This is a genomic window from Acinetobacter sp. NS-4, assembly GCF_037402435.1.
GTDB lineage: Bacteria > Pseudomonadota > Gammaproteobacteria > Pseudomonadales > Moraxellaceae > Acinetobacter.
Genome location: NZ_JBBEUE010000003.1, coordinates 40,441 through 63,871 on the forward strand (window position 1 = coordinate 40,441; position 23,431 = coordinate 63,871).

The window sequence follows — 23,431 nt, forward strand, 5'->3', positions numbered from 1 at the left end:
AAAACTCCGCATAATGCTTGCATAGAGATTGATATAAATATATTTCATCATTTATTCACGCTATCGGGGATTTGATTTAGACCCATATAAAAGTGTCAAAATCCTATATAGGACGGAGGTTTTTATGGTTACAGCGAATTTAGCAACCATTGTTGGCTTAAGCTTGATTGCGGCTGCTTTGATAGCTGTTTTCTTCTCGCCTTATCGTCGTTTGTTAAGCTATATGTTTGCAGGTATGCTGTTTTGGGGAGTGATTGAAGCCATTCGCTTCAGCACACAAATCGTTTTTGATTTACCCATGGCATACAGCTATCTGACTGCGTTAATGTCGGTGATGGTTATTGTAACTATGCTGCTATTACGTGAAGATCGTCGTGCAGAACGAGCTTTAGCCAAACGTCAGTATATTGAACATACACCAGTTTATGACGATGAACAGCAACAGTGTTCAAGCCGTTAATTTGTAAGATCTATAAATTAAATTAAAAAAATAAAAAGATGTGCTCAGGCACATCTTTTTTTGTTCATTATTGTTATACAAAGCCTTACTTCAAAAAACACAAGTTATGGTAGGATAAGTCGTCAATTTTCCAACAATTACAATAGGCTTAAATGTCATGAAACTATCTTCGATTCCTGTCGTAAAATTACCACTGGTCGATGTAAGCACGGATCCGCTTGATTTGTTAGTTGCGGGCTTGGCTTTGCGTATGAAGCAATTGGCTCGTACCAGTCCAAAATTTATTGAGCTGGTTCATGAACGTCAATTCCGCATTCAAATTGGTACTGACCTGGGTGTTGCACGTCAAATTATTGTAAACAATGGACAAATTGACACAGTAGCAGGTGATGTGGAAAAAGCGGACTTCATTTTGCAGTTTGCAGACAGTGAACAAGGTGTAAAAACTTTAATAAAAGGTGATCCAAGCGCTTTCATGACTGGCATGCAAAATGGAACCATTAAAATGGAAGGAGATTTTGGTCTTTTGGTCTGGTTTAACAAAGTTGCCAAACTGATTCCACCAAAATTACCTAAGCCAGTACAAGAAAAAGTGAAATTGGTGCGTTCATTTATCCGTGAAAAAACCGGTAAATAATTTCAGATCTGCATTTAAAAATAAAAAAGCCCTCGAATGAGGGCTTTTTTAATGGTTAATATCTTGTGTCGTTTATTCAACTTCCAGGTTAAAAGTCACCGGTCCATCATTGACCAGATGCACTTTCATATCGGCTGCAAAAATGCCAGTTTGCACATTCTCAAATTGTGATTTTGCATATTCAACCAATTGTTCATAAAGTGCTTTGGCTTCACTTGGCGGCATCGCTGGACCAAAGTCAGGACGTAAGCCTTTTTGCGTTTGCGCCATTAAGGTAAATTGTGAAACCAATAATAATCCGCCACCCGCTTGACTGACATTCCAGCCCATCTTGCCTTGTTCATCATCAAAAAAACGATATTTCAAGATCTTGTCGATCAGCTTTTTGCCTTTTTCAAGATTGTCTTCTTTACCTAGACCTAGAAACACCAAAATGCCATGTTGAATTTCACCAGTCGTTTCACCATCGACTACGACTTTGGCTTCTAAAACTCGTTGTAATAAGGCACGCATAATTTAACCAAATCAGTTATTTCAAATTTGCGGTGAATTGTAGCAAATACGTGCTTAAAGGCTTTAAAAACTCGTGATTTGTATAGGTGAATTTAAAAAATCTAAATGAATCGATAAAGATGAAAGTCTCTTTTGCCCTCTGTACTTTAGACAGACCCTTTTTAAAAGGGTTGAGCTTGTGTTTTAAGATGGATTGGAGTGATTTGAAAGAATGAAATGTTATTTTGGTGATGGATAAATGAGACATAACTTATTCAATAGTTTCCTGTATTTACGAAAACATTGGTTTTATAGTGAAAAAAATATGCTTTAATGCGGATAGTTGATAAAAACTGAAAGTGATATGTCCGCAATCATCCATTCATTATTAGATACCGACCTGTATAAATTCACCATGTTACAGGTGGTTCTGCATAAATTTCCTCAAACCCATAGCGTCTACCATTTTCGTTGTCGTAATTTAGAAGATACCGTTTATCCACTGACGGATATTTTGGATGATTTGAATCAGCAGCTCGATTATTTATGTCAGCTCAAGTTTAAAGAAGATGAGTTGCAATATTTACGTAGCTTGCGTTTTATCAAAAGTGACTTTGTTGATTATCTGGAATTATTCCAGCTGAAACGTCGTTTTATTAAAGTCAGTATTGATGAACAAGGTCGTTTGGATATTTGGGTTGAGGGCCCCATGGTTCAGGCGATGATGTTTGAAATCTTTGTGCTGGCCATTGTCAATGAACTGTATTTCACGCGCATTCGTAGTGATGAAGTCTTGGCAGAAGGCGAGCGTCGCTTACAGGCGAAAATTGCCCTGACTCAAAAATATCAATCAGAACAAAATCCGGAAGATCCACCATTCTTGGTGTCCGATTTTGGTACTCGCCGTCGTTATAGCTTTGCATGGCAAAAACATGTGATTGAACAATTTCATGCGGCAGTACCGAATATCTTCCGTGGTACCAGCAATGTCCTGATTGCCAAACAATTAGACATTACCCCGATTGGTACCATGGCACATGAATTTTTACAGGCTTTTCAGGCTTTGGATGTGCGTTTACGCGATTTCCAGAAAGCGGCACTGGAAACCTGGGTGCAGGAATATCGTGGCGATTTAGGTATTGCCCTGACCGACGTGGTCGGTATGGATGCTTTCTTACGTGACTTTGATTTGTATTTTGCCAAACTGTTTGATGGTTTGCGTCATGACAGCGGCGATCCCTACGAATGGGGGGATAAAGCCTATGTCCACTACAAAAAACTTAAAATTGACAGCAAAACCAAGATGCTGACTTTTAGTGATGGCTTGAATATTGAAAAAGCCTGGAATTTACATCAATACTTTAAAGACCGTTTCCAGGTCAGCTTTGGGATTGGCACCAATTTAACCAATGACATGGGACAAACCCCATTGAATATTGTGTTGAAACTGGTGGAATGTAATGGTCAATCGGTGGCAAAAATTTCCGATAGCCCAGGAAAAACCATGACCGATAACGACACCTTTTTGGCTTATTTACGTCAGGTATTTAATCTCGCTGAAACGGCATAATCATGCATGCTATATCTGATTTTTTGCTAAACCAAAGCAAAAAATCAGCATAATAGTGAAAATGAGTTATGCTAAGATCGGCAATGTTGATCTAAATAAAACATGAAAAAGTATGACTGTATCTGCATTTAATTTTGGTCTGCTGATAGAAGCAGAAGAGCTGGTTCCGTTTTTAGGCAATGAAAAATTACGCATTGTCGATTTAAGCCGTCGTTCTGTTTATGATCAATTGCATATTCCACATGCTATTCATGTTCAACCGAAGCAGCTGGTACGTCAAGAAGAACAAGCCTCAGGTTTATTGCCCGATGTAGAGGGTTTAAAAGCGCTGATTGAATATTTGAATATTTCTCCTGAACATCATGTGGTTGCCTATGATGATGAAGGTGGTGCATGGGCAGGGCGTTTGATCTGGAACCTGCATTGTATGGGTTTTGAAAATACCAGTTTATTGAATGGCGGTATTCATGCCTGGTTGGCCGCGAGTTTGCCGACTTCCTCAGCAGCTGAAACTTTTACACCTGTAGACAAGCTGGTGGAAATCAATCAGGCGCATATTGATCAATACCGTATTGAATATGCAGATCTTTTAGAGCAAGTCCAAAACCATGACATTCAATTGTGGGATTGCCGTACCGAAGATGAATATACCGGTCTTCGACTCGCAGCGCGACGCGGCGGTCACATTCCAAATGCCCGACATTTTGAATGGAGTACTGCCCTAAATCGTGAAAATCATTTAAAATTACATTCCTTAGAACGCACTCAGCAACGCTTGGAACAATTGGGTTTCAATTTAAAACAACCTGTGGTGGTGTATTGTCAGTCGCATCACCGTTCAGGTTTGGCCTATATTTTGGGCCGGTTACTCGGTTGGAAAATTCAGGCTTATGATGGTGCGTGGAGTGAATGGGGCAACCGTCCCGACAGTCCGATTATTACCGGAGAGTTACCATCTTGAGCTTCGCATCACGTTTAAAAAAACAAATTTTTATTCAAGCACAACGTGTTGTGCCACAACACCAATTATCTCGTGTCGTGGGTAAACTGGCTGCCAGTGAACATCCGATTATCAAAAATACCGTGATTCAGGCTTTTAAAGCCCAGTATGGAATTGATATGTCGATTGCTGAACAAAGCAATGCATTGAAATTCAAATCATTTAACGAATTTTTTACCCGCTCTTTAAAACAAGGCGTACGTAAAATCGATAGTGATACCCGTAGTATTGTGTCACCTGCAGATGGCGCAATTTCACAGCTGGGTAAAATCGAAGATGGCGATATTTTTCAGGCCAAAGGGCAAAGCTTTTCGGTGGAAAAACTGATTGCCGATCCGCAACTGGCGGAACCCTTTAAAAATGGTCATTTTGCTACAGTGTATTTATCACCTAAAGATTACCACCGTGTGCATATGCCTTTTGCCGGGACTTTGACTGAAACCCTGTATGTTCCAGGTGAATTGTTCTCGGTGAATCAAACCACAGCGGAAAACATTCCGGGACTGTTTGCCCGTAATGAACGTATGGTCTGCCTGTTTGATACTGAACTGGGCCGTATGGCGGTGGTTTTAGTGGGTGCCATGATTGTTGCAGGCATTGAAACTGTAGCTACCGGTAAGGTGAAACCGACTGGACATCTGGAATTGAACCAGCACAACCTGTTCCTTGAGAAAGGCGCAGAGTTGGGACGTTTCTACTTGGGTTCAACTGCGGTAATTTTATTTGAAAAAGATAAAATGCAGTGGGACGCGATGTTTAAAGCCAACTCTGTTGTAGAGATGGGTGAGGCTTTGGGGCATACGGTTTAATAATAATCCTTCTCCCTATGGGAGGAGGTTAGGTGGAGGGGCTTTTAAGTATTACCTCTCCCTAACCCTCTCCTAGCAGGAGAGGGAATTTAAGCTATTAAAAAGCGCCTAATTTAGGCGCTTCTTTTTAATGTCTAAAAACTAGCGTTTTACCACAATAGAATCAATGCCACTGCGTTGCAAGGTTTGCTGGGCAATAATCGCAGCTTCAGAAGAATCATAAGGCCCAGAAATCACCCGATACCAGGTTTGACCACCTTCCACTGTTTTCACCACATCGGCAGATAAACCATTCAAGATAATTTCAGCACGGCGGGCATCGGCACTATCCGGATCGGGATAGCTACGAACCTGCAGAATATAACTCGGCTGGTGGGCAACTGGTGCTTCAGAAGTTTCCAGTCTTGGTTCGGCTGTCTCAGCCGGGGGAGCCGTTTCAGCTTCCGGTGCTTCAACAATCACTACGGTTCCAGAGTTCTTGGTTTCAGGCACTGCCTGATCTGGAATAGGCGTCACTTGCTGCTGTGGCAATAAGTCGTAGAAACGATAATCTTTGTTGGTATCTTCCTGATAGTGTTCAGAACTGATCTGATTTTTCGGTTTAACCGGTGCCCACGGTTTCCATAGCATCAAAGCTACAGCAAAACTCAACACGATTAAAATAACGACAAGCGTTCCCAGCCATGCAGGAATTAATGGCTTTTTCGGCTTATTCGGTCGCTCAGAGACACCGCGCTGCGTTTTTCCAAACACGTGGGATTCCTCGTGTGTTATTTGTGATTTAAATCTATTTAAAAACAAGATTTTATTTTAAAAATAATACCTTGTTTACCCTATTGTCTATAAATCATTAGCTAAGTTTAGATGATCACAAACATGACTTTCGGTGTAAATAACATCGCTGCGCAAGGGTATTAATTATTACATTGCCACCTCAAGCATAGCTTTCGGTCTTGCGGCGATGCAAAACCTTGTTTTGCTTACATCGCCTCAGGAGCAGATACACCTAATAATTCTAAACCATTACGTAAAACCTGCTGTACGTTTACTGAAAGCAATAAACGGGCTTGCGTAAATTCAGCATCATCATTGAGTACTTTATGCTCATTATACCAACCGTGGAATAATGCTGCCAATTCTTTCAGATAGTTACCGACTTGATGCGGTTCATAACTGTTGGCTGCACGAATCACAATTTCAGGGTAAGCCGCAAGTTTAGCTAAAATTTCAGTTTCAGCATCAAGATCAAGTTTCGCAGCAAATTGACGTGCATTCACGGCATCAAAATTCACATTGCTGGATGCTGCTTTTTCAAGCATACGGCAAATACGTGCATGTGCATATTGAATGTAATACACCGCATTGTCTTTACTTTGCGACACAGCAAGATCCAAGTCGAAGTCGATGTGCTGTTCAGACTTGCGCATCACGTAGTAGAAACGCGCAGCATCGTTGCCGACTTCTTTACGCAGGTCACGTAAAGTCACGAACTGACCTGAACGAGATGACATTTGAACCATCTCGCCACCACGCCATAAGCTCACGAACTGGACTAAAAGAACGGTCAATTTTTTCGAGTCATAACCCATGGCATCAATGGCAGCTTTAACACGCGCGATATAACCATGGTGGTCTGAACCCCAGATATCGACGATATCGGTATAGCCACGTTGTAATTTATTCAGGTGGTAAGCAATGTCGGATGCGAAGTAAGTGGTTTGACCATTACGGCGTTTCACGACACGGTCTTTTTCATCGCCAAATTCAGTCGATTTAAACCAGATGTTACCGTCTTGTTCATACAAGAAACCACGTTGATCAAGAGTTTGAAGCGCTTCTTTAATTTTATCCGTCAATGATTCTTCACTGAACCACTGGTTGAAGGTCACACCAAATTCGCCAAGGTCATCTTTAATATCATCAAGAATGGCTTTTAATGCAGCTTGCAAGAAAACGCGGTAGCCTTGACCAATTAATTGTTGTGAATTGAAAATCAAGCCATCGATGTGCTTTTCTTTGTCACCTGAAAGCACGACTTTATTGCCATCTGCATCGAGTTCAGCCGCAAACTGTACATCCTCAGGAACATCTTTATAAACATCAGCGACTGGACGTACATAAGCATCGCCATCTTGGTCGATAATGCTTTGTGCGATTTCTTTTACATAGTCGCCTTGATAGGCATTTTTAGGGAAAACCAGTTGCTGACCGGTTAATTCCAGGTAACGTAAGTATGTAGACGTTGCCAGGATGTCCATTTGACGGCCGGCATCATTGACATAATATTCACGGTCAACTTTGGCACCGGTTGCTTCAAGCAGGTTGGCTACGGTCATACCGTATGCTGCGCCACGACCATGACCTACGTGCAGGCTAGAAGTCGGGTTTGCTGAAACAAATTCGACTTGAATGCGTTTTTCGGCATTGGCTTGGGTACGGCCAAACTGATCTTGTTGCGCTTGAATTTGGTCTAAAACAGCGAAGCGTTGGTCGGCATTTAAAAAGAAGTTAATAAAGCCGGGACCCGCAATTTCTGCTTTGCTGATGTCTGCTACTTCAGGAAGGCTTGCAAGAATTTTTTCTGCAAGATCACGAGGTTTCATACCCGCAGCTTTAGAACCAATCATTGCAATATTTGAAGCGAAGTCACCGTGGCTTCGGTCTTTGGTTCGCGTTAAATGACCGCTGTTATTCCAGTCGGATGGAAGTACACCTTCAGCTTGAAGAGATTGCACTGCATGATCGAGAGCTGCTTGTATTGCCGTATTCATAGTCAGTCGAAAAATAAATGTCGCAGAAAAACAGCAAATATAACAAATTTCACAGTCTTTAGGTGAACCCATTTGTATTGAATGAATCTTGTCCGACAACGAGCGCAGAATTGAGGCCAGATAAATTCTGCAAAAGATTCAAAAAAGCATGATTTATGGCATACATGCTGCTTTTTAGTTTAGCAAGATTATATGTTGAGACCTTAAATTCGTTAAAGCGCCCAGTCAATCAGCGCGCGAATAATGCCCAGAATGAGGCCAATAAAGCCACCGACCACCACACCATTGACCCGAATCATGTGCAAATCACCACCGACTTCATTTTCAATTTTGTCGATCATTTCCCGTGAATCCCATTCATGAATGCGTTCGCTAATAAAACGGATCACTTTTTCACTGTATTGATCACTTAAATTGACAGCAAGTCCACTCATCCGTTCATTCAGCAATTGACGTACTACCGGATTGGAAATGATATTTTCCCCGAGCTGTTGAATCGCAACACGCAGATTGTGCGCAATACCTGAATCTGCCTTGAGTAAATCGGCCTTGATGGCATCACAGAGAATCACTACGGCACCACTGATGAAATTCAGTACCTGGGGACTATCGAGCAGGGCATCTTTACTACGGTTTAGCCGTTCACTGGCCTCACTTTCATTATCGGCCAGTTCCAGCATCAGCTGCTGGCCCATCTGTTCAATTTTTTGCCGCCAGGGATGCTGCGGATCGGCCAGCATGGATTCCACCCGTTCAATTAGTGAATCAATGGTACGTTGCTGCACATCAATCCCAATCCAGCTGGCACCTTTGGCCAGTTTCCATACCCCTAACTCCTTGAACAGTTGGCGGCTCAGCTCCCGTGCCTGCTCAGGGTGCGACACCATCCAGCCATGGGCCAAATCGAGTCCGCGTTGCAATACATCCTGATGAAAGTCATTTTCCAGGACCGCACGCAACATTTCACTGGCCAGCGTATTGACCCGCGTGTTGCGAACCCATTGCACGCTGTTGTTTTGAATAAAATTTCCAATCTGTTCCTGACCAACAAATTCAAAAATCTTGGGTACGGTTTGCTGAATGACTTGCGTGACCTGGGTGTTATTTTCCGGCTTTGCCAACCATTGCCCGATGGCCAGACTCAGATCGGTACTTTTTAGGCTTCTTTCCACCACTTGCGGAGATAAAAAGTTTTCCTGTACAAAACGTCCCATGGATTCGGCAATCCGGGCTTTGTTGCGCGGAATAATTTCAGTGTGATCGAGCAGGAACTTGGGAATCGGCATTTTCCCAAACGGATTGCGGAACAGCACGGTAATGGCATACCAGTCTGCCAGTCCGCCGACCACACCCGCTTCGGCGGAAAGCATCAAAATATGAATGAACCAGGCATATTCAGGAATCAGCTTGGCCACCAGCATGAGTATTAACCAGATAACAATGGCGCTGATTAAGGCAATGGTGGCAAAGCGTTTACTGCGTTGCAAACTCGGTGTGGTGATTGCTTCCGCTGTGGTCATGCAAGATTCCTGTGAGTGGCTAGGCTATTGTTATTTTGCTGTTTTCGGTACGGGTGGCGGTAGTACCTGGCCGCTCGGGCTTAGGCCATACTTTTGTCCTAACGATTTTAAAATCAAATAGGCATCAAAGGCATCATCCGGTGCTTTTTTCTGATCTTTATAACATTCAATGGTATAGGAAACTTGTACCGGGTCAATAGTCACCACGCGCGGCATGTCATAAAACGGGTCAGGCCAGAAGCCGGGATAACGGTGATAATAACCATAGGGATAGTACATCGGGCTGGAATAGACCACTGCCTGACGTGGTGGCTGGTTACGGTTACTCGGATCATTCAGTACCTTGAAATAGCGGAATCCGTTTTGTATCGTGGTCTGGGCGGCTTTCACTAAGGTGATTTCTTCGGCAGTTCCAAAACTCATATTGGGACGCGCCTGAAAGCTGATGCGATAGGTTTGCGCATTCAGGGGCGTATTGCTGAATTGCCCCAGCTGGTCAAAAGTCAGCGGTTTGGAAGGTGTGGTTGCACAGCCTGACAGGGTCATTGCCAAGACCATGCTCAAACCTATAATGCTATTCTTCATGTTAAACCTCCATACAATTTACTGTGCGAGGGAGAAGACACAATAAATGGTTAGAAACGACTGTTCGGTTGGGTTAAAAATTCGAGCTCTTCTGCAGTTGAAGTACGCGCCAGGATGTCATTGCGATGCGGATAGCGCCCGAAACGGTCAATAATTGCCTTATGCATTTTTTCATAATCCAGATTCATCGGATTATTTAAGCGTTGAAATAATTTTAACGCGAATTCATGAATCAGTTTCGATTCACTGTGCATAAAGGGCATGTATAAAAACGCACGTTGTTCTGGACTTAATTGTTTATCCAAATCCAGACTAATGGCTTCTTGTGCCAATACCAATGCCAGGGAATCCTGGGCAAAGGCTTGGGCTTGATCCCGAAACAGGTTACGTGAGAATTGATCCAGAACAATAATTTCTGCCAGCCGGCCTTCAGCGGTTTTACGCCATGACCACAGTTCGGCATGTGCAGCTTTTTGGTGAATGTCCTGAAATTTTTGCTTGATCAGTGCATCAAAATCATCACTTTTAGCAAACCACAGTGGCTGGGTTTCAGGATTAAACCAAAAGTCCAAAATATCTGGATAATTCATAATATTTACAATTCCTTAGCACTTATTATTCAATACAAACACAAAATTCAGATGTCTTATAGAGTAACTTTGTGATAAAAATTTGCCAGAAAATAAGTTGTTGTTTTGGTTGAAAACTAGACAGGGCATGATTTGACTGCCCCAATTCACGTTATACTTATATAAACTGATGATTTTATTTTAGTAGTTATCTTCCGGTAAGCGAGATTGTAATGAGTCAACCCGAATCGACCTCTCAAGTTGTGGTACCAACTTGGGTGGATTCTTCGCTGTTTAATGGCATGCTGCGTGGTATTGAACGAGAAAGCCTGCGTATGCAAAGCAATGGCTTTTTATCACAAGCAGGGCATCCAAAGGCATTGGGGTCGGCATTAACACATCCGCACATTACCACTGACTATTCCGAAGCCTTGATGGAGTTTATTACCCCTCCACAAGACAGCATTAAAAAAGCACTCGATTATTTAGCCGATATTCATGCCGTTGCGCATCGCCATTTAGAAAATGATGAAAAATTGTGGCCCTTGTCGATGCCGTGTATGCTGAATGATGACGAAGAAAGCATTCGTTTAGCCCAATATGGCAGCTCCAATATTGGACGCTTCAAGACTCTATATCGCCGTGGTTTAGGGGTGCGTTATGGTCGCCGTATGCAAACCATTTCCGGGGTGCATTATAATTTATCTTTTCCAGATCAAGTGTTTGAAGCACTGCAACACCATGAAAACGATGAAGCCCTAAAAAGCCTCAGTTTGCAGGATTATCGCAGTCACCGTTACTTTGGCTTAATCCGTAACTTTATCCGTTTAACCCCCTTGGTGATGTTTCTGGTTGGGGCCAGTCCTTCAGTGTGTAAATGCTTTATGACCGGACGCGATCATCACCTGTTGCCTTTATTAAAAGGCACCTTGTTCTTGCCGTATGCGACTGCATTGCGTATGGGCAATTTTGGTTATCAAAATTCCGCACAGAAACAATTGGGAATTCACTACAACAACCTGTCAGGTTATCTGGAGGGCTTGCAGAAAGCGGTGAAAACGCCTTATGCGCCTTTTAGCCGTTTAGGCTTAAATGATGAACACGGTGAACCGATTCAGATCAATGATCATGTACTGCAAATTGAAAATGAGTACTACAGCCTAGTCCGTCCGAAACAGGTGCCTCAAGCAGGAGAAACTCCGTCGCAAGCGCTGCAAAATCGCGGGGTCGGTTATGTCGAACTGCGTGCAGTCGATGTCAATCCGTATAGTCCGATCGGGATTGATGAAAACACGGCAGCATTTTTGGAAGTGTTGGCCCTGCATTGCCTGGTACAAGATAGTCCAGATTTGCTCGACCCGGAACAGGAACAGATTGAGCATAATCAAGCCGAAGTGGTCAATCGTGGTCGTGCGCCAAATGCCACTATTGTGGATGCAGCTGGGAAGCACCCGATTGAAGATTGGGCGCGTGCGCAGGTCATCAAAATGCAGCCTTGGGCTGATTTACTGGATATCAGCTATAACACCAAGATGTATTCAGCAGCCTTGGCAGTTATGCTCGGTCGTATTGATGAGGTGGATGAAACCCTGTCTGCTCAAGTGATTGCCGATACTTTAGAAAATGGCGGCACATGGAGTTTTGGTAGTTTCATGGCACAACAACATGCAACGACCTATGAGCAGCATAAATTAAGCCCGGATACATTGTCTTATTTTGATGATTTAGCGGGGCAGTCATTGCAACAGCAACAGCAACTCGAGCAAGATAGCAGTCTCAGTTTTGAGCAATATCTTGCCGATTATCGATAAAATTAAGAGGATTCACCATGCAATGGAGTTATCGCTTCGTGAGTGGTTTTTTATTTTTAGCCAGCGTCATTGGAATGGCGTTTGCGTTATATCTAGAACATGTACAAGGGCTTGAACCTTGTCCGCTGTGTGTATTTCAACGCATTGGTTTAATTGGGTTGGGGATTGTTTCTCTGGTCGCTTTTTTGCATAACCCGAGTTCAAATGCGGTTAAACGCTTTTACGCCTTGCTGGGTCTGCTCAGTATACTCTGGTCAGCAGGCGTGGCAGCACGTCATGTCTGGCTGCAAAATTTGCCACCCGATCAGGTACCGAGTTGTGGTCCAGGCTTAGATTACTGGGTAGAAACGTTGCCATTAAAGTCGGTGTTTGAACAAGTGCTGACTGGTTCTGGCGAATGTGCCAAAGTGGATTGGACTTTGTTGGGGCAATCCCTTCCGGTGTGGTCATTGGCTTTCTTTGCTGTACTAGCCTTGATTAGCCTGTGGCAACTGTTGCGTCGCTATCCATTAGTGAATAATAAAACAGCCAAGAAAAAATAAAGATGTGTAGAAAAAAGCCAACTTAATGTTGGCTTTTTTATGGTTTGCTTAAGTTGTTTGCCTAAGTCAGCGCAATCCTAGACCAGTCTTCCAGCTGCATATGGTATTCATGCACCTGTTCTTTGATTTCTTCATTCTGAGGAGGATAGAACCATTTCACGATCTGTTCCGCCACACTGGAATGATAGTTAATTTCAAAATGACTCAAGCCATAAAAGATGGCTTTATGCGATTCCGGCACTTTCAGTTGAAAACGTGGATTTGGATGTTCGCCTAAAGCACTTTCCACACTCACCAGATAATCACCCAGGACCTTTAAGGTCCGGTTCTTTTTATTTTCATATTCAATGGTGCCTGCCACAAAGTAGGTATTGATATGTTTCGGTAAGGGTGCTGGTTTGCGATTGTCATCCATGCCGCCAATCCGGGCATGGTTATGTTCCCAGTCATCATCACGGACACTGCCATAGCGCAAATCCAGAATGCCATTGCTGCGAATATTGACGATATGCCGGATAATTTTTACAAAAGGGAAATGTCCCAGTTTATCTTGCAGAATAAAACCAAAGCGCTCCAATACTGCACCATGATGGGGTGAACCCAAGCAAACCAGATTTTCTGTCAGATGCATCCATTGATACATGTTTTGTTTGCCGTAGAACAGGGCACTGCGCGAAACCAGGCCGCCCATACTGTGGCCAATTAAATCAATGCTGGTGATGCGTGGATTACGACGAATCAAATCTTCCAGCGTGTTGGCCAGACTGCGACCATTGGCCGAGATACGACGCCCGGTGTTGTAATTCAGGTACAGCATGGTGTTATTGTCACGTTGCGCCAGCAACTTCTCGCCAATACCGCCATATTGACGGTTAGACCATTCTAAATGGGACATACATAAACCATGCACAAAGATCACCACACGACCGGACAAGTCCCCTTTTTGCAGTCCGCCATAGTGGTCATAGAGCACCATCGGCAGGGCCATCGGGTTCTGGTATTTTAATAAATAATCACCCAGCACCCCGTTGAGCACCCCGACGAGAAAGTGCAGCGCAGGTGTCAGCGGCTTGTCATGTAATTTTGGATATTTTTCAATAATCTGACGTAAACCGGGTGCCAGTAAATAGTTGCCGTAGTTGAGCAGGGTGTCGAAGGACAGCTGGTAAAGTTTGTCGATATAAGGAATTTTTTGTATTTTTTTCGAGCGTTGCTCACTCATGCCAAACACGCTAATTAAAATTTCGCGTTGAATCGCCTGAACCAGCTCCTGCATCACGTCGTTTAGACGTGTAGTCACCAATTGTGCGAGACCTTCCAATACATCAGCTTGACTGGGCGGTGTACGGTCCCATCTACAATAGGTTTCATGTAATGGGGTTAAACTCGGCATTTGATCCTGTCCTTTCTGTGACCATGTTTCCCATACCCTTTATTTTTTCTTGGGATCACGGTATAAACTCTTAGCTTTTCATTTTATATCGTTCATCTCGAACAGCTTTTACAATAACGATGATTGAGCCTTGGTGTTAATTTTTTTGTCTGACAATCCTGCCTATATCTACATAAAAACAGACGGATAGTGGCGGTTTATGTATAAAATAAATCTAGTTTAAATTTAACAATGATGCAATAAAAACGATGAACATCATCTATTTACATGGATTTAAAAGCAGTGCTTTATCCATAAAAGGGCAGCAAATTAAAAGCTACTGTCAGCAGCTGAATCATGTTCAGGTTCATCTGCCAGATCTCAATTTTCCTCCAGAGCAGACATTGGCATATGTGGCTGCCATGATTGAGAATCTGGATCAGGTCGTGCTGGTAGGGAGCAGTCTAGGCGGCTTTTATGCGACACAGCTGGTCGCAAAGTATGGCGTGCCGGCTGTTTTAATTAATCCTGCTATGCGACCATGGCAACTATTTCGTGACTTATTTGGCAGTGATCAGATTCCCTATGTGGTCAATGCAGAATGGACGCTGGATCATACCCATCTGGATCAGCTTGAGCAGATGGCAGTGCCATTTGTGCAAGATGCGGACAAAATTTTAGTGTTATTACAACAAGGGGACGAAGTTTTGGATTATCGTGAAGCACAGCGCTATTATAGCAATGCTTCACATCAGTCCATGCTGATTACCGAAGCAAATGGCAATCATGCGATGGAAAATTTCGCAGACAAAATACCGATGGCCTTACAGTTTTTATCGGATTGTATAAATTAAGGAAACAGTACAACGTGTCTCAATATACGGCTCAATCACTTGAAGTTTTATCTGGTTTAGATCCGGTACGGCGTCGTCCCGGCATGTATACCGATACCACTCGCCCCAACCATTTGGCGCAGGAAGTTATTGATAACGCTGTGGATGAGGCACTTGCCGGACATGCCAATAAAATTACCGTCACGGTGTATAAAGACGGTTCCCTGTCGGTTGAAGACAATGGCCGGGGGATGCCGGTGGATATCCATCCGGAATATGGCCAGAGCGGGATTGAAATCATTCTGACCAAACTGCATGCCGGCGGTAAATTCAGCACCGATAACTACCAGTTTTCCGGCGGTTTGCATGGTGTAGGCATTTCAGTGGTGAATGCGTTATCAACCCGTGTTGAGGTTGAGGTACAGCGTCAGGGCAATCTGTATAAAATGGCCTTTGAACACGGCGAACCTGTTGCGCCGCTTGAAGTGCTGCAAGGTAAAGCACCGAAACGGGCGACAGGGACTACGGTACACTTCTGGCCGGAAGCCAAATATTTTGATTCGCCCAAGTTTGCCCTCAAAGCGTTAAAACATAATTTAAAAGCCAAAGCTGTTTTAGCGGCGGGCTTGGAAATCAATTATGTTGACCAGATCAATGATGAAAAGATCAGCTGGCAATTTGAAAATGGTCTGGTTGACTATTTAATGGATGAGCTTGAAGATCGTGAAATCATTCCGAGTCCTGCTTTCGTGGCCAGTGGCGAAGCTGAACGTGCCAGTGCCGAATTTGCGATTTGCTGGAATGCTGAAGGCGGCGAACAGATTCAGGAAAGCTACGTCAACCTGATTCCAACCGCGCAAGGTGGTACCCACGTCAACGGTTTACGTTCAGGTGTGACCGATGCCATGCGCGAGTTCTGTGAACTGCGTAACCTGTTGCCGCGTAATTTAAAATTGTCTGCCGAAGATGTCTGGGATGGGGTGAACTACATTCTGTCTTTAAAATTTCAGGAGCCACAATTTTCCGGTCAAACCAAAGAACGTCTGTCGAGCCGTGAAGCATCCGGCATTGTGCTGAATATCGCCAAAGATGCCTTTGCACTGTGGCTCAACCAGAATTCCGACATTGCCATGCAGCTGGCCGAATTGGCAATTGCCAAAGCCGGTCGCCGTTTAAAAGCGGCAAAAAAAGTTGAACGTAAGAAGATCGTTTCCGGACCTGCACTCCCGGGTAAACTGGCCGACTGTGTAGGACATACCTTGGAAGAATCGGAACTGTTTATTGTGGAAGGTGATTCTGCAGGCGGTTCTGCCAAGCAGGCACGTGATAAGAATTTCCAGGCAATCATGCCGATTCGCGGGAAAATCTTAAATACCTGGGAAGTATCTTCCGATGAGGTCTTGGGCTCTCAGGAAGTGCATGACATTGCCATTGCCATTGGGGTAGACCCAGGCAGTGATGACTTGTCTGAACTGCGCTATGGTAAAATCTGTATTCTGGCCGATGCCGATTCTGATGGTCTGCATATCGCGACCCTGCTCTGTGCCCTGTTTGTGAAACACTTTCCGACCATGGTGGAAGAAGGGCATCTGTTTGTAGCCATGCCGCCCTTATTCCGTATTGATGATGGTAAGGATGTGCACTATGCGCTGGATGAAGACGAGCTGGAAAGCATTCTGAAAAAATGCAAAAGTAAGAATCCGCAAATCACCCGATTCAAAGGTCTGGGTGAGATGAATGCCAGTCAGTTACGTGAAACCACAATGGACCCGAATACCCGTCGTTTGGTGCAGCTTGATTTAGATGATGCGCATTTTACTGCCAGTCTACTGGATAAATTACTTGCGAAAAAACGCTCATCGGACCGTAAACACTGGTTAGAACAGAAAGGTAATCTGGCGGATCTGGCAGTTTAATTTTTTTATTAAGTTATTAGGGTGTGTTGACACTTTTAGCTTAAAAAATAGCGAAGTAGTAAAATCAAATCGCCAAACCCAATTTTACTATTCGCTATGCCTCGTACCATGCTGACAGATCAACACTGGCAAAAGTTGAAAGTTATTCTGCGTAATTTATCTATTCATCACAACTCAAATTTACGTAATTTTATTGAAGCTATTCTCTATAGAATTAGAACAGGCTGTCCGTGGCGAGATATTCCTTCCTATTTCGGTCAATCAAACTCTATTTTCAAACGCTTTAATCGTTGGTCAAAAAGTGGTAAGTTACTAAGATTATTTAAGTTATTAGCATCATACCCTGATATGGAGTGGATTTTTATTGATGGCTCTCACGTACGTGCTCATCAACATTCTGCCGGTATAGCAAATCAATCTATTTCTAAAAGTGTAGGAGGAAACTCCTCAAAAATACATTTGAATGTTGATGCACATGGCAATCCTATTGATTTCATGATTACCGATGGAACCACACATGATGTCAAAGTTGCACCTGATTTAATATCAACATTAGATTTAAAAGAGACAAAATTTGTATGCGCAGATAAAGGCTATGATTCAGAACCGCTGCGTGAACAGATCAGAAAAACAGGAACAAAAGCGAATATACCAAAGAGAATAAATAGCCAATCGAACAATGATCATATGGACTGGTATTTATATAAAATCAGGCATTTAGTTGAAAATATGTTTTGTAGATTAAAGCAATTTAGAGGAATAGCTACTCGATATGACAAGCTCAAAAGAAATTATCAAAGTTCTGTTGCTTTAGCCTGTATATTTTTATGGCTACCTTTATAGTTTTAATTATGAACAGTAAATGTCAACAGACCCTATTTATATATCAAAAAAGTCCGCATATTGCGGGCTTTTTTATTTAAAGCAGTGACTGAATCATTATTTTTTTCTTAATTTAATCCAATATCCGTTGCATCAACACCAGATCACGCCATTTACCAAACTTCTGCCCCACCTCAGGCATATAACCCGTCTGCTTAAAACCTAATTTTTCATGTAACACAATCGATGCCTGATTTTCATGATCAATCGCAGCCACCATCACATGAATATGATTTTGCCGTGCATGATCAATCAGCTTGAGCATTAAGGCTTTGCCTAGACCTTGTCCGATAAAGTCCGGATGAATAAAGACCGAATGTTCAACTGTATGTTTAAACCCGGTAATTTGACGGAAAGAAGAATAATCGGCATAGCCGGCGATGTGTTTAGTCTCTGAATGTTCAGCGACAAATAAAGGAAACTGTTGTTTAGTAAGGGTTTTAAACCAGCTCTGAAAATCCTCAATAGACTTTGGTGTGCTATTCCAGGTCGCAGTACCATTTAAAATTTCAGCATTGTAAATTTTCAGGATGTGTTCAAGGTCTTGTGGTTGAGCGGGACGAATCAAAAAACCCATGAGTGTATGCCGAACGAATCAATAGACTCTGGATTTTAGAAATAAACCTGATTTTCAGCAATAAAAAAAGCAAGACCGAAGCCTTGCTCTTTTCAACGTTCAAAACGTGGTGCTTAGAAGTGGTATTTGACCAAAGCACTGACATCATTTTGATCAACGCCTTGAATACCAAATTTGTTGTTCCAAACCGAGTGTTCGATACCAACATATAATTTAGTTTTAGGTGAAATATGCTTACCTACATTCCATTTGTACTGGCTGGTCCAGTTCAGCTCGCTTGCTTGAGCGCCTTTTTCAGCTGTTGACCAATCCAGGAAGGCATCTACAAGGAAATCTTCTGAACCCAATTTAAACGGAACAGCATAAGTGATCGTCATTTGATAATCATCTTTAGTTTTGTCGTTATCCGCTTTATAGAAGTTTACATTGGCATATTGGGTATATGGAATATCTAAAGAGAAACCCACACCATACAAGAAGTTGTTAAATTCTTGGTTTTGATCATATCCCGCATTGTGTTCCCAAGTTGTCGCAATAAGGACATCTTTAATTGGACCAAAAGAAAGATCTTTTCCAGATACTTCGCCTAAGCTTAAACGTGGCGCTAACTCGAAATATGTATTTTGTTCATCATTGCCATCCAATTGATGGTCAACGAAGAAGAATACATCAGAATATTTAAGTTTAGCTGCATATTCTGCAGTCACGGTCGTGCGGTCTTCAGTACCTACTTTATAGTGATCACCATAAAGACCAGTCAAGCTGAAGTCTTGCCATACTACAGGTGAAGCTTGAGTGAGCGCAGCAGTTGAAGCCAATGCGCATGTAGCAAAAATTTGTGTAAGTTTCATCAAAAAATATCTCCCCCGAGAAGCAAGCAAAGCATACAGATTCTTTAGCAAAAATAAAGCCAAAATTGATCAATGGTTAAAAAAATAGTCTGCTTTTCTCAGAGTACTCCTGATTAAAATCAAGACACCGCTTTGATACCTAAAAATACATATTGATAAAAAAAGTAAAGCAGTTTGAAGAAGGCATTTTATCCGCAAAGAAATAATGTGATATTTATCAAATTATTTAGAGGGGAAAGTCAAATTCCTTATACGTTATAGGGCATTTAAAAAAATATCAAAATACTACTTGCATAAGCTTCACCTAGACCCTTATATTCAAAGCATAAGGACACGAATCTGCAGAGTTAAAAGTGTTCATCATTCAATGTGGAGGAACTCGTTCCAAACTAGGTTGAAGATGCTCAGCGCTGTTGTTAACAGCAAGGTGAAACGTGCCAAGATAAGAAGTTTTGCACAAAAAGATTTGATGAATAAAGAGGATGAAATTATATGAACATTGAAATTCGTACCGATAAAAACATCCAAAATAGTGAGCGTTTAATTACTTATGTTCGTGCAGAACTGAATGCTGAATTCCAACGTTATAGCGAACGTATTACCCATTTCTCGGTTCATTTTAGCGATGAAAATGGTCCCAAAGGTGGTGCAGATGATATTCACTGCATGATCGAAGCACGCCCGGCAGGTTTGAAACCGGTAGTGGTGAACCATCATGGTCATAATATCGATACTGCCATACATGGAGCCATTGACCGCTTAAAACGCAGTTTGGAACATTTATTTGAGAAAATAGATGACCCTCGTGCCGCGGTGCCGGTACTTGCTGAAACTGCAGAAGTCAGTGATGTGGACGATGTAAATGATTAAGCAACATCTTGCTTAAAGAAAAAAGCTCTTCGGAGCTTTTTTTATGGGCGTTTTAATACGCTATTCGGGGCAGGGCAACAGAAATAAAAAATATACTCCTTATACATTTAGCTAAAACAAATGACAGTTTATTCGGCATAATAGTTAGAAAATGATTGAAGAGTATTTTCTCCATGTTAACAGCACAACAACAAGTCTTTGTACAGGCAATAGAAGAGCTGGATCTTGTTCTGGTACAACGTCTTTTGGCAGAAGGTCTCGATCCGAATTTTATTGATCTGGAAAAAGGTCCGGCCATTTCTGTCTGGTCCGATGGTTTGTTCAAATGGTGGGAGCATATTTGCGAAGCTTATGAAGCCGGTTCACCTTTATCTGAACAAGAAAAACAGCAGAATCTGGCAGTTCATCTTGAAATTTTAGAGGCGCTTATTCAAGCCAAAGTCAATTTACATTTGTGGGATGCCGAAGAACTGTATGGTCCATTATGGGATGCTGCCAGCTCCGCCTGCGTGCCTGCAGTGAAACGTTTACTGGATGAAAAAGTAGATCCCAATACCAAAGATGAAGATGGTCAGACCATACTATCTTCGATTAGTGATTTATTCTTTGATTGTGACTTTGATGAAATCAACTGGTCAGAAGCATTGGCCGAAGAAAAGCAAACTTTAGAATTGCTCCGTAGTTATGGGGCTAAAATGACTAAAGAATTAACATAATCAGTGAGACAATTCATGCCAGTCCTAAAAACAGTAAGTTTCATTTTTGCAGCAGGTTTTAGCATCAATGTGATGGCTGCCAACTTTTCTTTTGACCGTCCGGGTACAGGAATTGGTACAGGTATTACTCCAGTCGGTCAGCTGGCATGGGAACAGGGTTTACCAAGCCTAAACTACTCAGAAAGTACTGATGAAAACGGGCTAAAGGTTAAAAACACCAGCTTAAATGCCGACATGTTATTGCGTACCGGTTTAGCCAAAGATCTTGAAGTGCAATTGGGCTGGCAAGGACCATCCTGGTTAAAGACCAAAACGGCAGGCCAGTCCATTGAAGAAGACGGTCTGGGTGATGTCAGCATTGGGGTAAAAAAGGCCATTAATCTGGATGATGAAAAGCTTTCTATGGCTATTTTAGCTGAAGCTATTCTGGCGACTGGTAATGATGGTTTTAGTAATGAAGATGATATTTACAGCCTAACCTCGGCTGTGGCTTATGATTACAGCGATTTAATTGCTACTTCCATGACCATGCGCTATGAAGTCCAAAACAGCAACTGGGCAGTGACTGCAGTACCGACCATTGAATATAAAATCACTGACAAATTGTCAGGTTTTTCTGAACTGGTCTATCGCAAAGTCGAAAGTCAAGACTATGAATATGCACTGGGTTCAGGACTTGTTTATGCGCTGAATGAGCGCGTGCAAATGGATGCCAGTATTGGTGTGGACTTAAATGGTCGAGATAAAAGCTACCAATCAGGTTTGGGTGTTTCATTCCTATTTTAATTAAAAAATAAAAATTCATATGAAAAAGCATTTTCAAGACTTGGGCGTGTGGTTGTATTCCGCTATAAGCGGATTGATGTGTAGTGTTATTTTATTATGTTCCATGACACTACAGGCACAAGAGCAATTGCTTGCACCTGAGGATGCTTTTTCTTTTAGTGTTGAATCTAGCAGTACACATGAAGCCCGACTCAACTGGACAATTCCACAGGGTTATTATTTATATCAGCACAAATTTGAAGTCCGGCAAGGGGCACAAAAGCTGGCTTTGAAATTGCCGCAAGCCACCGATTTACATGATGAAAATTATGGTCGCACCCAGGTTTATTTTCATCAAGTGCAATTTAATATTGCTACCAAAGCCTCCCAAACCTACCGGGTGACGTGGCAGGGCTGTGCCCAAGACCGGATCTGCTACCCGCCACAAACTGTCGAATTCCAGACCGATATTGACGGCCTGGTGCTGCTGCAAAATCAGGCCAGAGCAAGTAAACGCCTGCTTGATCTTTCCTCATCTACAAACAGTTCTACCAATGGGAATCCAATATTAAGTGCTACGCAAAATAGCATCAAGGTGACTGAAAAACCTGTCCCATTAGATACTGCAAAAGATCAAATGTGGTCGGAAACATTAGCCGAAAGCTCTTTCGTTTATGGCTTATTGTTATTTTTCGGCTTGGGGATACTCTTGGCCTTTACTCCGTGTTCATTGCCGATGTTACCTATTTTGACCTCCTTAATTGTACGCGATAGCAAAGGCTTAAAAGCCTGGATGATTGCTTTGGTCTTTGTCTGTAGCATGGCGATGGTTTATGCCATTTTAGGTTTAATTGCATCCTCGGCAGGACTGAATTTTCAACGCTGGTTGCAACAGCCTTCTACCCTGATTGCTTTTAGTGTGCTGTTTGTGCTGTTTGCCCTGAATTTATTTGGGCTGTTTGAAATTAAATTACCGCATGCTTTGGTAAACCGTTTAGATCGGGTGCATTCACTGCAAAAAGGCGGGAGTCTGCTGGGTGCAGGTATCATGGGAATGATCTCTGCACTGTTGGTCGGCCCTTGCATGACCGCGCCGCTGGCTGGGGCACTATTATTTATTTCCCAGACCCAAAGTCAGTGGCAGGGGGCAATCTTGCTATTCACCTTGGGTTTTGGCATGGGAACCCCCTTACTTCTGGCCAGCGTATTAGGTTCCAGGGTGCTGCCTAAAGCAGGGCTGTGGATGCACCAGATTAAGGTGTTTTTTGCATTTATCATGTTGGCTCTGGCGCTGTATTTTATTCGTCCGTTAATTTCTGAAGCTTGGTTACAATGGTTAAGTTTGGGTTTAGGTCTCTTTTTTATTGGATATTTAAGCATTCGAATAATGCGGCAAACAGCTCCATTCAAATGGCTGTATATTTTGGCCTTGCTCGTGGTGGTTCCGTATTTGGCTTATACTCAATATCAGCATAGCCAGCGTTTCTTTATCACCCAGAGCAGTACCCAAGCCAGTTGGCATGTGGCGAAAACTGCCGATGAATTTCAGCATATCCTCGCCAATGTACCTGCTAACCAAGCCATTATTATTGATGTCTATGCAGATTGGTGTGTAGCCTGCCAGCCAATTGAACATCGTGTTTTAAAATCTGCACCGGTGCAGCAAGCCTTAGAACCTTATTTTCTGATTAAGCTGGATTTGAGTGACTACGATGCAACGCATCAGGCATTATTGAATCAATGGGATATTTTAGGGCCGCCGACCTATTTATTCTTAGATGCGAAGCGGCAGGAAATCCGTGGTTTACGTCTAACTGGAGCTTTTAGCGAAGCTGAATTACTGAAACAGCTCGATCTGTTTCAGCAGCATAGAGGACAATAAT

23 protein-coding genes are annotated in these 23,431 nt (G+C 42.6%); 14 read left to right on the plus strand and 9 right to left on the minus strand.

The window, feature by feature from the left end; all coding sequences use genetic code 11:
• Window positions 1-124 precede the first annotated feature (124 nt).
• Together aciT and WAE57_RS03065 are read left to right on the plus strand one after the other, a co-directional pair.
• Entirely contained in the window at window positions 125-460 is a 336-nt protein-coding gene (aciT, locus tag WAE57_RS03060) for a ciprofloxacin tolerance protein AciT (protein ID WP_237786965.1), read from the plus strand.
• A gap of 157 nt (window positions 461-617) precedes the next feature.
• A complete protein-coding gene (locus WAE57_RS03065) occupies window positions 618-1,097 on the plus strand; it encodes an SCP-2 sterol transfer family protein (RefSeq protein WP_237786964.1) in 480 nt (159 codons plus the stop codon).
• A gap of 72 nt (window positions 1,098-1,169) precedes the next feature.
• Here WAE57_RS03065 and dtd read toward each other — a convergent pair whose 3' ends face one another.
• Window positions 1,170-1,610, minus strand: a complete 441-nt coding sequence (gene dtd / locus WAE57_RS03070) for a D-aminoacyl-tRNA deacylase (protein WP_131288431.1) — start codon at window positions 1,608-1,610, stop codon at window positions 1,170-1,172.
• Window positions 1,611-1,953: 343 nt separating this feature from the next.
• On the opposite strand from dtd, the gene pncB reads away from it, so the two are divergent.
• From pncB to asd, 3 genes are all read left to right on the plus strand, one after another.
• A complete protein-coding gene (gene pncB / locus WAE57_RS03075) occupies window positions 1,954-3,159 on the plus strand; it encodes a nicotinate phosphoribosyltransferase (protein WP_337708116.1) in 1,206 nt (401 codons plus the stop codon).
• A gap of 112 nt (window positions 3,160-3,271) precedes the next feature.
• Window positions 3,272-4,120: a rhodanese-like domain-containing protein gene (locus WAE57_RS03080; protein ID WP_337708118.1), complete on the plus strand. Its 849-nt coding sequence runs from the start codon at window positions 3,272-3,274 to the stop codon at window positions 4,118-4,120.
• Complete coding sequence (gene asd, locus WAE57_RS03085; RefSeq protein WP_337708120.1) at window positions 4,117-4,968, plus strand: archaetidylserine decarboxylase; 852 nt, start codon at window positions 4,117-4,119, stop codon at window positions 4,966-4,968. The genes WAE57_RS03080 and asd overlap by 4 nt, the downstream gene beginning before the upstream one ends.
• Window positions 4,969-5,109: 141 nt before the next feature.
• Here the strand turns inward: asd and WAE57_RS03090 are convergent, their stop codons facing one another.
• The 5 genes from WAE57_RS03090 to WAE57_RS03110 form a co-directional block, all read right to left on the minus strand.
• Window positions 5,110-5,721, minus strand: coding sequence for an SPOR domain-containing protein (locus tag WAE57_RS03090; RefSeq protein ID WP_337708122.1), 612 nt, complete (start codon window positions 5,719-5,721; stop codon window positions 5,110-5,112).
• Window positions 5,722-5,948: 227 nt separating this feature from the next.
• Window positions 5,949-7,739 carry an arginine--tRNA ligase gene (argS, locus tag WAE57_RS03095; RefSeq protein ID WP_337708124.1) on the minus strand — a complete coding sequence of 597 codons (1,791 nt, stop codon included), beginning with the start codon at window positions 7,737-7,739 and terminating at the stop codon, window positions 5,949-5,951.
• A gap of 212 nt (window positions 7,740-7,951) precedes the next feature.
• On the minus strand, window positions 7,952-9,259 hold the full coding sequence (locus WAE57_RS03100) for a DUF445 domain-containing protein (RefSeq protein ID WP_337708127.1): 1,308 nt from the start codon (window positions 9,257-9,259) through the stop codon (window positions 7,952-7,954).
• Window positions 9,260-9,289: 30 nt separating this feature from the next.
• Window positions 9,290-9,844 carry a hypothetical protein gene (locus WAE57_RS03105; RefSeq protein WP_337708129.1) on the minus strand — a complete coding sequence of 185 codons (555 nt, stop codon included), beginning with the start codon at window positions 9,842-9,844 and terminating at the stop codon, window positions 9,290-9,292.
• A 50-nt stretch (window positions 9,845-9,894) separates the two neighbouring features.
• The gene (locus WAE57_RS03110) at window positions 9,895-10,434 is read right to left on the minus strand and encodes a DUF924 family protein (protein WP_237786956.1); all 540 of its coding nucleotides are present in this window, start codon (window positions 10,432-10,434) and stop codon (window positions 9,895-9,897) included.
• Window positions 10,435-10,646: 212 nt separating this feature from the next.
• Between WAE57_RS03110 and gshA the strand changes: the two genes are divergently transcribed.
• A complete protein-coding gene (gene gshA, locus WAE57_RS03115; RefSeq protein WP_337708134.1) occupies window positions 10,647-12,224 on the plus strand; it encodes a glutamate--cysteine ligase in 1,578 nt (525 codons plus the stop codon).
• 17 nt (window positions 12,225-12,241) lie between these two features.
• Window positions 12,242-12,766 carry a disulfide bond formation protein B gene (locus WAE57_RS03120; RefSeq protein ID WP_337708136.1) on the plus strand — a complete coding sequence of 175 codons (525 nt, stop codon included), beginning with the start codon at window positions 12,242-12,244 and terminating at the stop codon, window positions 12,764-12,766.
• A gap of 61 nt (window positions 12,767-12,827) precedes the next feature.
• Here the strand turns inward: WAE57_RS03120 and WAE57_RS03125 are convergent, their stop codons facing one another.
• The gene (locus tag WAE57_RS03125) at window positions 12,828-14,159 is read right to left on the minus strand and encodes a hypothetical protein (protein ID WP_337708138.1); all 1,332 of its coding nucleotides are present in this window, start codon (window positions 14,157-14,159) and stop codon (window positions 12,828-12,830) included.
• A 248-nt stretch (window positions 14,160-14,407) separates the two neighbouring features.
• Between WAE57_RS03125 and WAE57_RS03130 the strand changes: the two genes are divergently transcribed.
• The 3 genes from WAE57_RS03130 to WAE57_RS03140 all read left to right on the plus strand — a co-directional run bounded on the left by WAE57_RS03130 (window position 14,408) and on the right by WAE57_RS03140 (window position 17,730).
• On the plus strand, window positions 14,408-14,992 hold the full coding sequence (locus WAE57_RS03130; protein ID WP_337708140.1) for a YqiA/YcfP family alpha/beta fold hydrolase: 585 nt from the start codon (window positions 14,408-14,410) through the stop codon (window positions 14,990-14,992).
• A 14-nt stretch (window positions 14,993-15,006) separates the two neighbouring features.
• A complete protein-coding gene (parE, locus tag WAE57_RS03135) occupies window positions 15,007-16,887 on the plus strand; it encodes a DNA topoisomerase IV subunit B (RefSeq protein ID WP_337708142.1) in 1,881 nt (626 codons plus the stop codon).
• Between the two features lie 96 nt (window positions 16,888-16,983).
• Complete coding sequence (locus tag WAE57_RS03140) at window positions 16,984-17,730, plus strand: IS5 family transposase (RefSeq protein ID WP_337708144.1); 747 nt, start codon at window positions 16,984-16,986, stop codon at window positions 17,728-17,730.
• A 112-nt stretch (window positions 17,731-17,842) separates the two neighbouring features.
• On the opposite strand, the gene WAE57_RS03145 is transcribed toward WAE57_RS03140, so the two are convergent.
• Together WAE57_RS03145 and WAE57_RS03150 are read right to left on the minus strand one after the other, a co-directional pair.
• Window positions 17,843-18,346, minus strand: coding sequence for an N-acetyltransferase family protein (locus tag WAE57_RS03145; protein WP_337708147.1), 504 nt, complete (start codon window positions 18,344-18,346; stop codon window positions 17,843-17,845).
• 113 nt (window positions 18,347-18,459) lie between these two features.
• Window positions 18,460-19,197 carry an outer membrane protein OmpK gene (locus WAE57_RS03150; RefSeq protein ID WP_337708149.1) on the minus strand — a complete coding sequence of 246 codons (738 nt, stop codon included), beginning with the start codon at window positions 19,195-19,197 and terminating at the stop codon, window positions 18,460-18,462.
• Between the two features lie 492 nt (window positions 19,198-19,689).
• Between WAE57_RS03150 and WAE57_RS03155 the strand changes: the two genes are divergently transcribed.
• From WAE57_RS03155 to dsbD, 4 genes are all read left to right on the plus strand, one after another.
• On the plus strand, window positions 19,690-20,067 hold the full coding sequence (locus WAE57_RS03155; protein WP_337708151.1) for an HPF/RaiA family ribosome-associated protein: 378 nt from the start codon (window positions 19,690-19,692) through the stop codon (window positions 20,065-20,067).
• Between the two features lie 173 nt (window positions 20,068-20,240).
• Window positions 20,241-20,783, plus strand: a complete 543-nt coding sequence (locus WAE57_RS03160; RefSeq protein WP_337708153.1) for an ankyrin repeat domain-containing protein — start codon at window positions 20,241-20,243, stop codon at window positions 20,781-20,783.
• Window positions 20,784-20,798: 15 nt separating this feature from the next.
• Window positions 20,799-21,569 carry a transporter gene (locus WAE57_RS03165; protein ID WP_337708156.1) on the plus strand — a complete coding sequence of 257 codons (771 nt, stop codon included), beginning with the start codon at window positions 20,799-20,801 and terminating at the stop codon, window positions 21,567-21,569.
• Between the two features lie 76 nt (window positions 21,570-21,645).
• Complete coding sequence (dsbD, locus tag WAE57_RS03170) at window positions 21,646-23,430, plus strand: protein-disulfide reductase DsbD (protein WP_337708484.1); 1,785 nt, start codon at window positions 21,646-21,648, stop codon at window positions 23,428-23,430.
• The last annotated feature ends 1 nt before the right edge of the window (window position 23,431 follow it).

Bases quoted from the DNA above. Each gene is read 5' to 3' on its own strand.
- aciT (WP_237786965.1), top strand. From the start codon at position 125: ATGGTTACAGCGAATTTAGCAACCATTGTTGGCTTAAGCTTGATTGCG.
- WAE57_RS03065 (WP_237786964.1), top strand. From the start codon at position 618: ATGAAACTATCTTCGATTCCTGTCGTAAAATTACCACTGGTCGATGTA.
- dtd (WP_131288431.1), bottom strand. From the start codon at position 1,610: ATGCGTGCCTTATTACAACGAGTTTTAGAAGCCAAAGTCGTAGTCGAT.
- pncB (WP_337708116.1), top strand. From the start codon at position 1,954: ATGTCCGCAATCATCCATTCATTATTAGATACCGACCTGTATAAATTC.
- WAE57_RS03080 (WP_337708118.1), top strand. From the start codon at position 3,272: ATGACTGTATCTGCATTTAATTTTGGTCTGCTGATAGAAGCAGAAGAG.
- argS (WP_337708124.1), bottom strand. From the start codon at position 7,739: ATGAATACGGCAATACAAGCAGCTCTCGATCATGCAGTGCAATCTCTT.
- WAE57_RS03100 (WP_337708127.1), bottom strand. From the start codon at position 9,259: ATGACCACAGCGGAAGCAATCACCACACCGAGTTTGCAACGCAGTAAA.
- WAE57_RS03105 (WP_337708129.1), bottom strand. From the start codon at position 9,844: ATGAAGAATAGCATTATAGGTTTGAGCATGGTCTTGGCAATGACCCTG.
- WAE57_RS03110 (WP_237786956.1), bottom strand. From the start codon at position 10,434: ATGAATTATCCAGATATTTTGGACTTTTGGTTTAATCCTGAAACCCAG.
- gshA (WP_337708134.1), top strand. From the start codon at position 10,647: ATGAGTCAACCCGAATCGACCTCTCAAGTTGTGGTACCAACTTGGGTG.
- WAE57_RS03120 (WP_337708136.1), top strand. From the start codon at position 12,242: ATGCAATGGAGTTATCGCTTCGTGAGTGGTTTTTTATTTTTAGCCAGC.
- WAE57_RS03125 (WP_337708138.1), bottom strand. From the start codon at position 14,159: ATGCCGAGTTTAACCCCATTACATGAAACCTATTGTAGATGGGACCGT.
- WAE57_RS03130 (WP_337708140.1), top strand. From the start codon at position 14,408: ATGAACATCATCTATTTACATGGATTTAAAAGCAGTGCTTTATCCATA.
- WAE57_RS03140 (WP_337708144.1), top strand. From the start codon at position 16,984: ATGCCTCGTACCATGCTGACAGATCAACACTGGCAAAAGTTGAAAGTT.
- WAE57_RS03145 (WP_337708147.1), bottom strand. From the start codon at position 18,346: ATGGGTTTTTTGATTCGTCCCGCTCAACCACAAGACCTTGAACACATC.
- WAE57_RS03150 (WP_337708149.1), bottom strand. From the start codon at position 19,197: ATGAAACTTACACAAATTTTTGCTACATGCGCATTGGCTTCAACTGCT.
- WAE57_RS03155 (WP_337708151.1), top strand. From the start codon at position 19,690: ATGAACATTGAAATTCGTACCGATAAAAACATCCAAAATAGTGAGCGT.
- WAE57_RS03160 (WP_337708153.1), top strand. From the start codon at position 20,241: ATGTTAACAGCACAACAACAAGTCTTTGTACAGGCAATAGAAGAGCTG.
- WAE57_RS03165 (WP_337708156.1), top strand. From the start codon at position 20,799: ATGCCAGTCCTAAAAACAGTAAGTTTCATTTTTGCAGCAGGTTTTAGC.
- dsbD (WP_337708484.1), top strand. From the start codon at position 21,646: ATGTGTAGTGTTATTTTATTATGTTCCATGACACTACAGGCACAAGAG.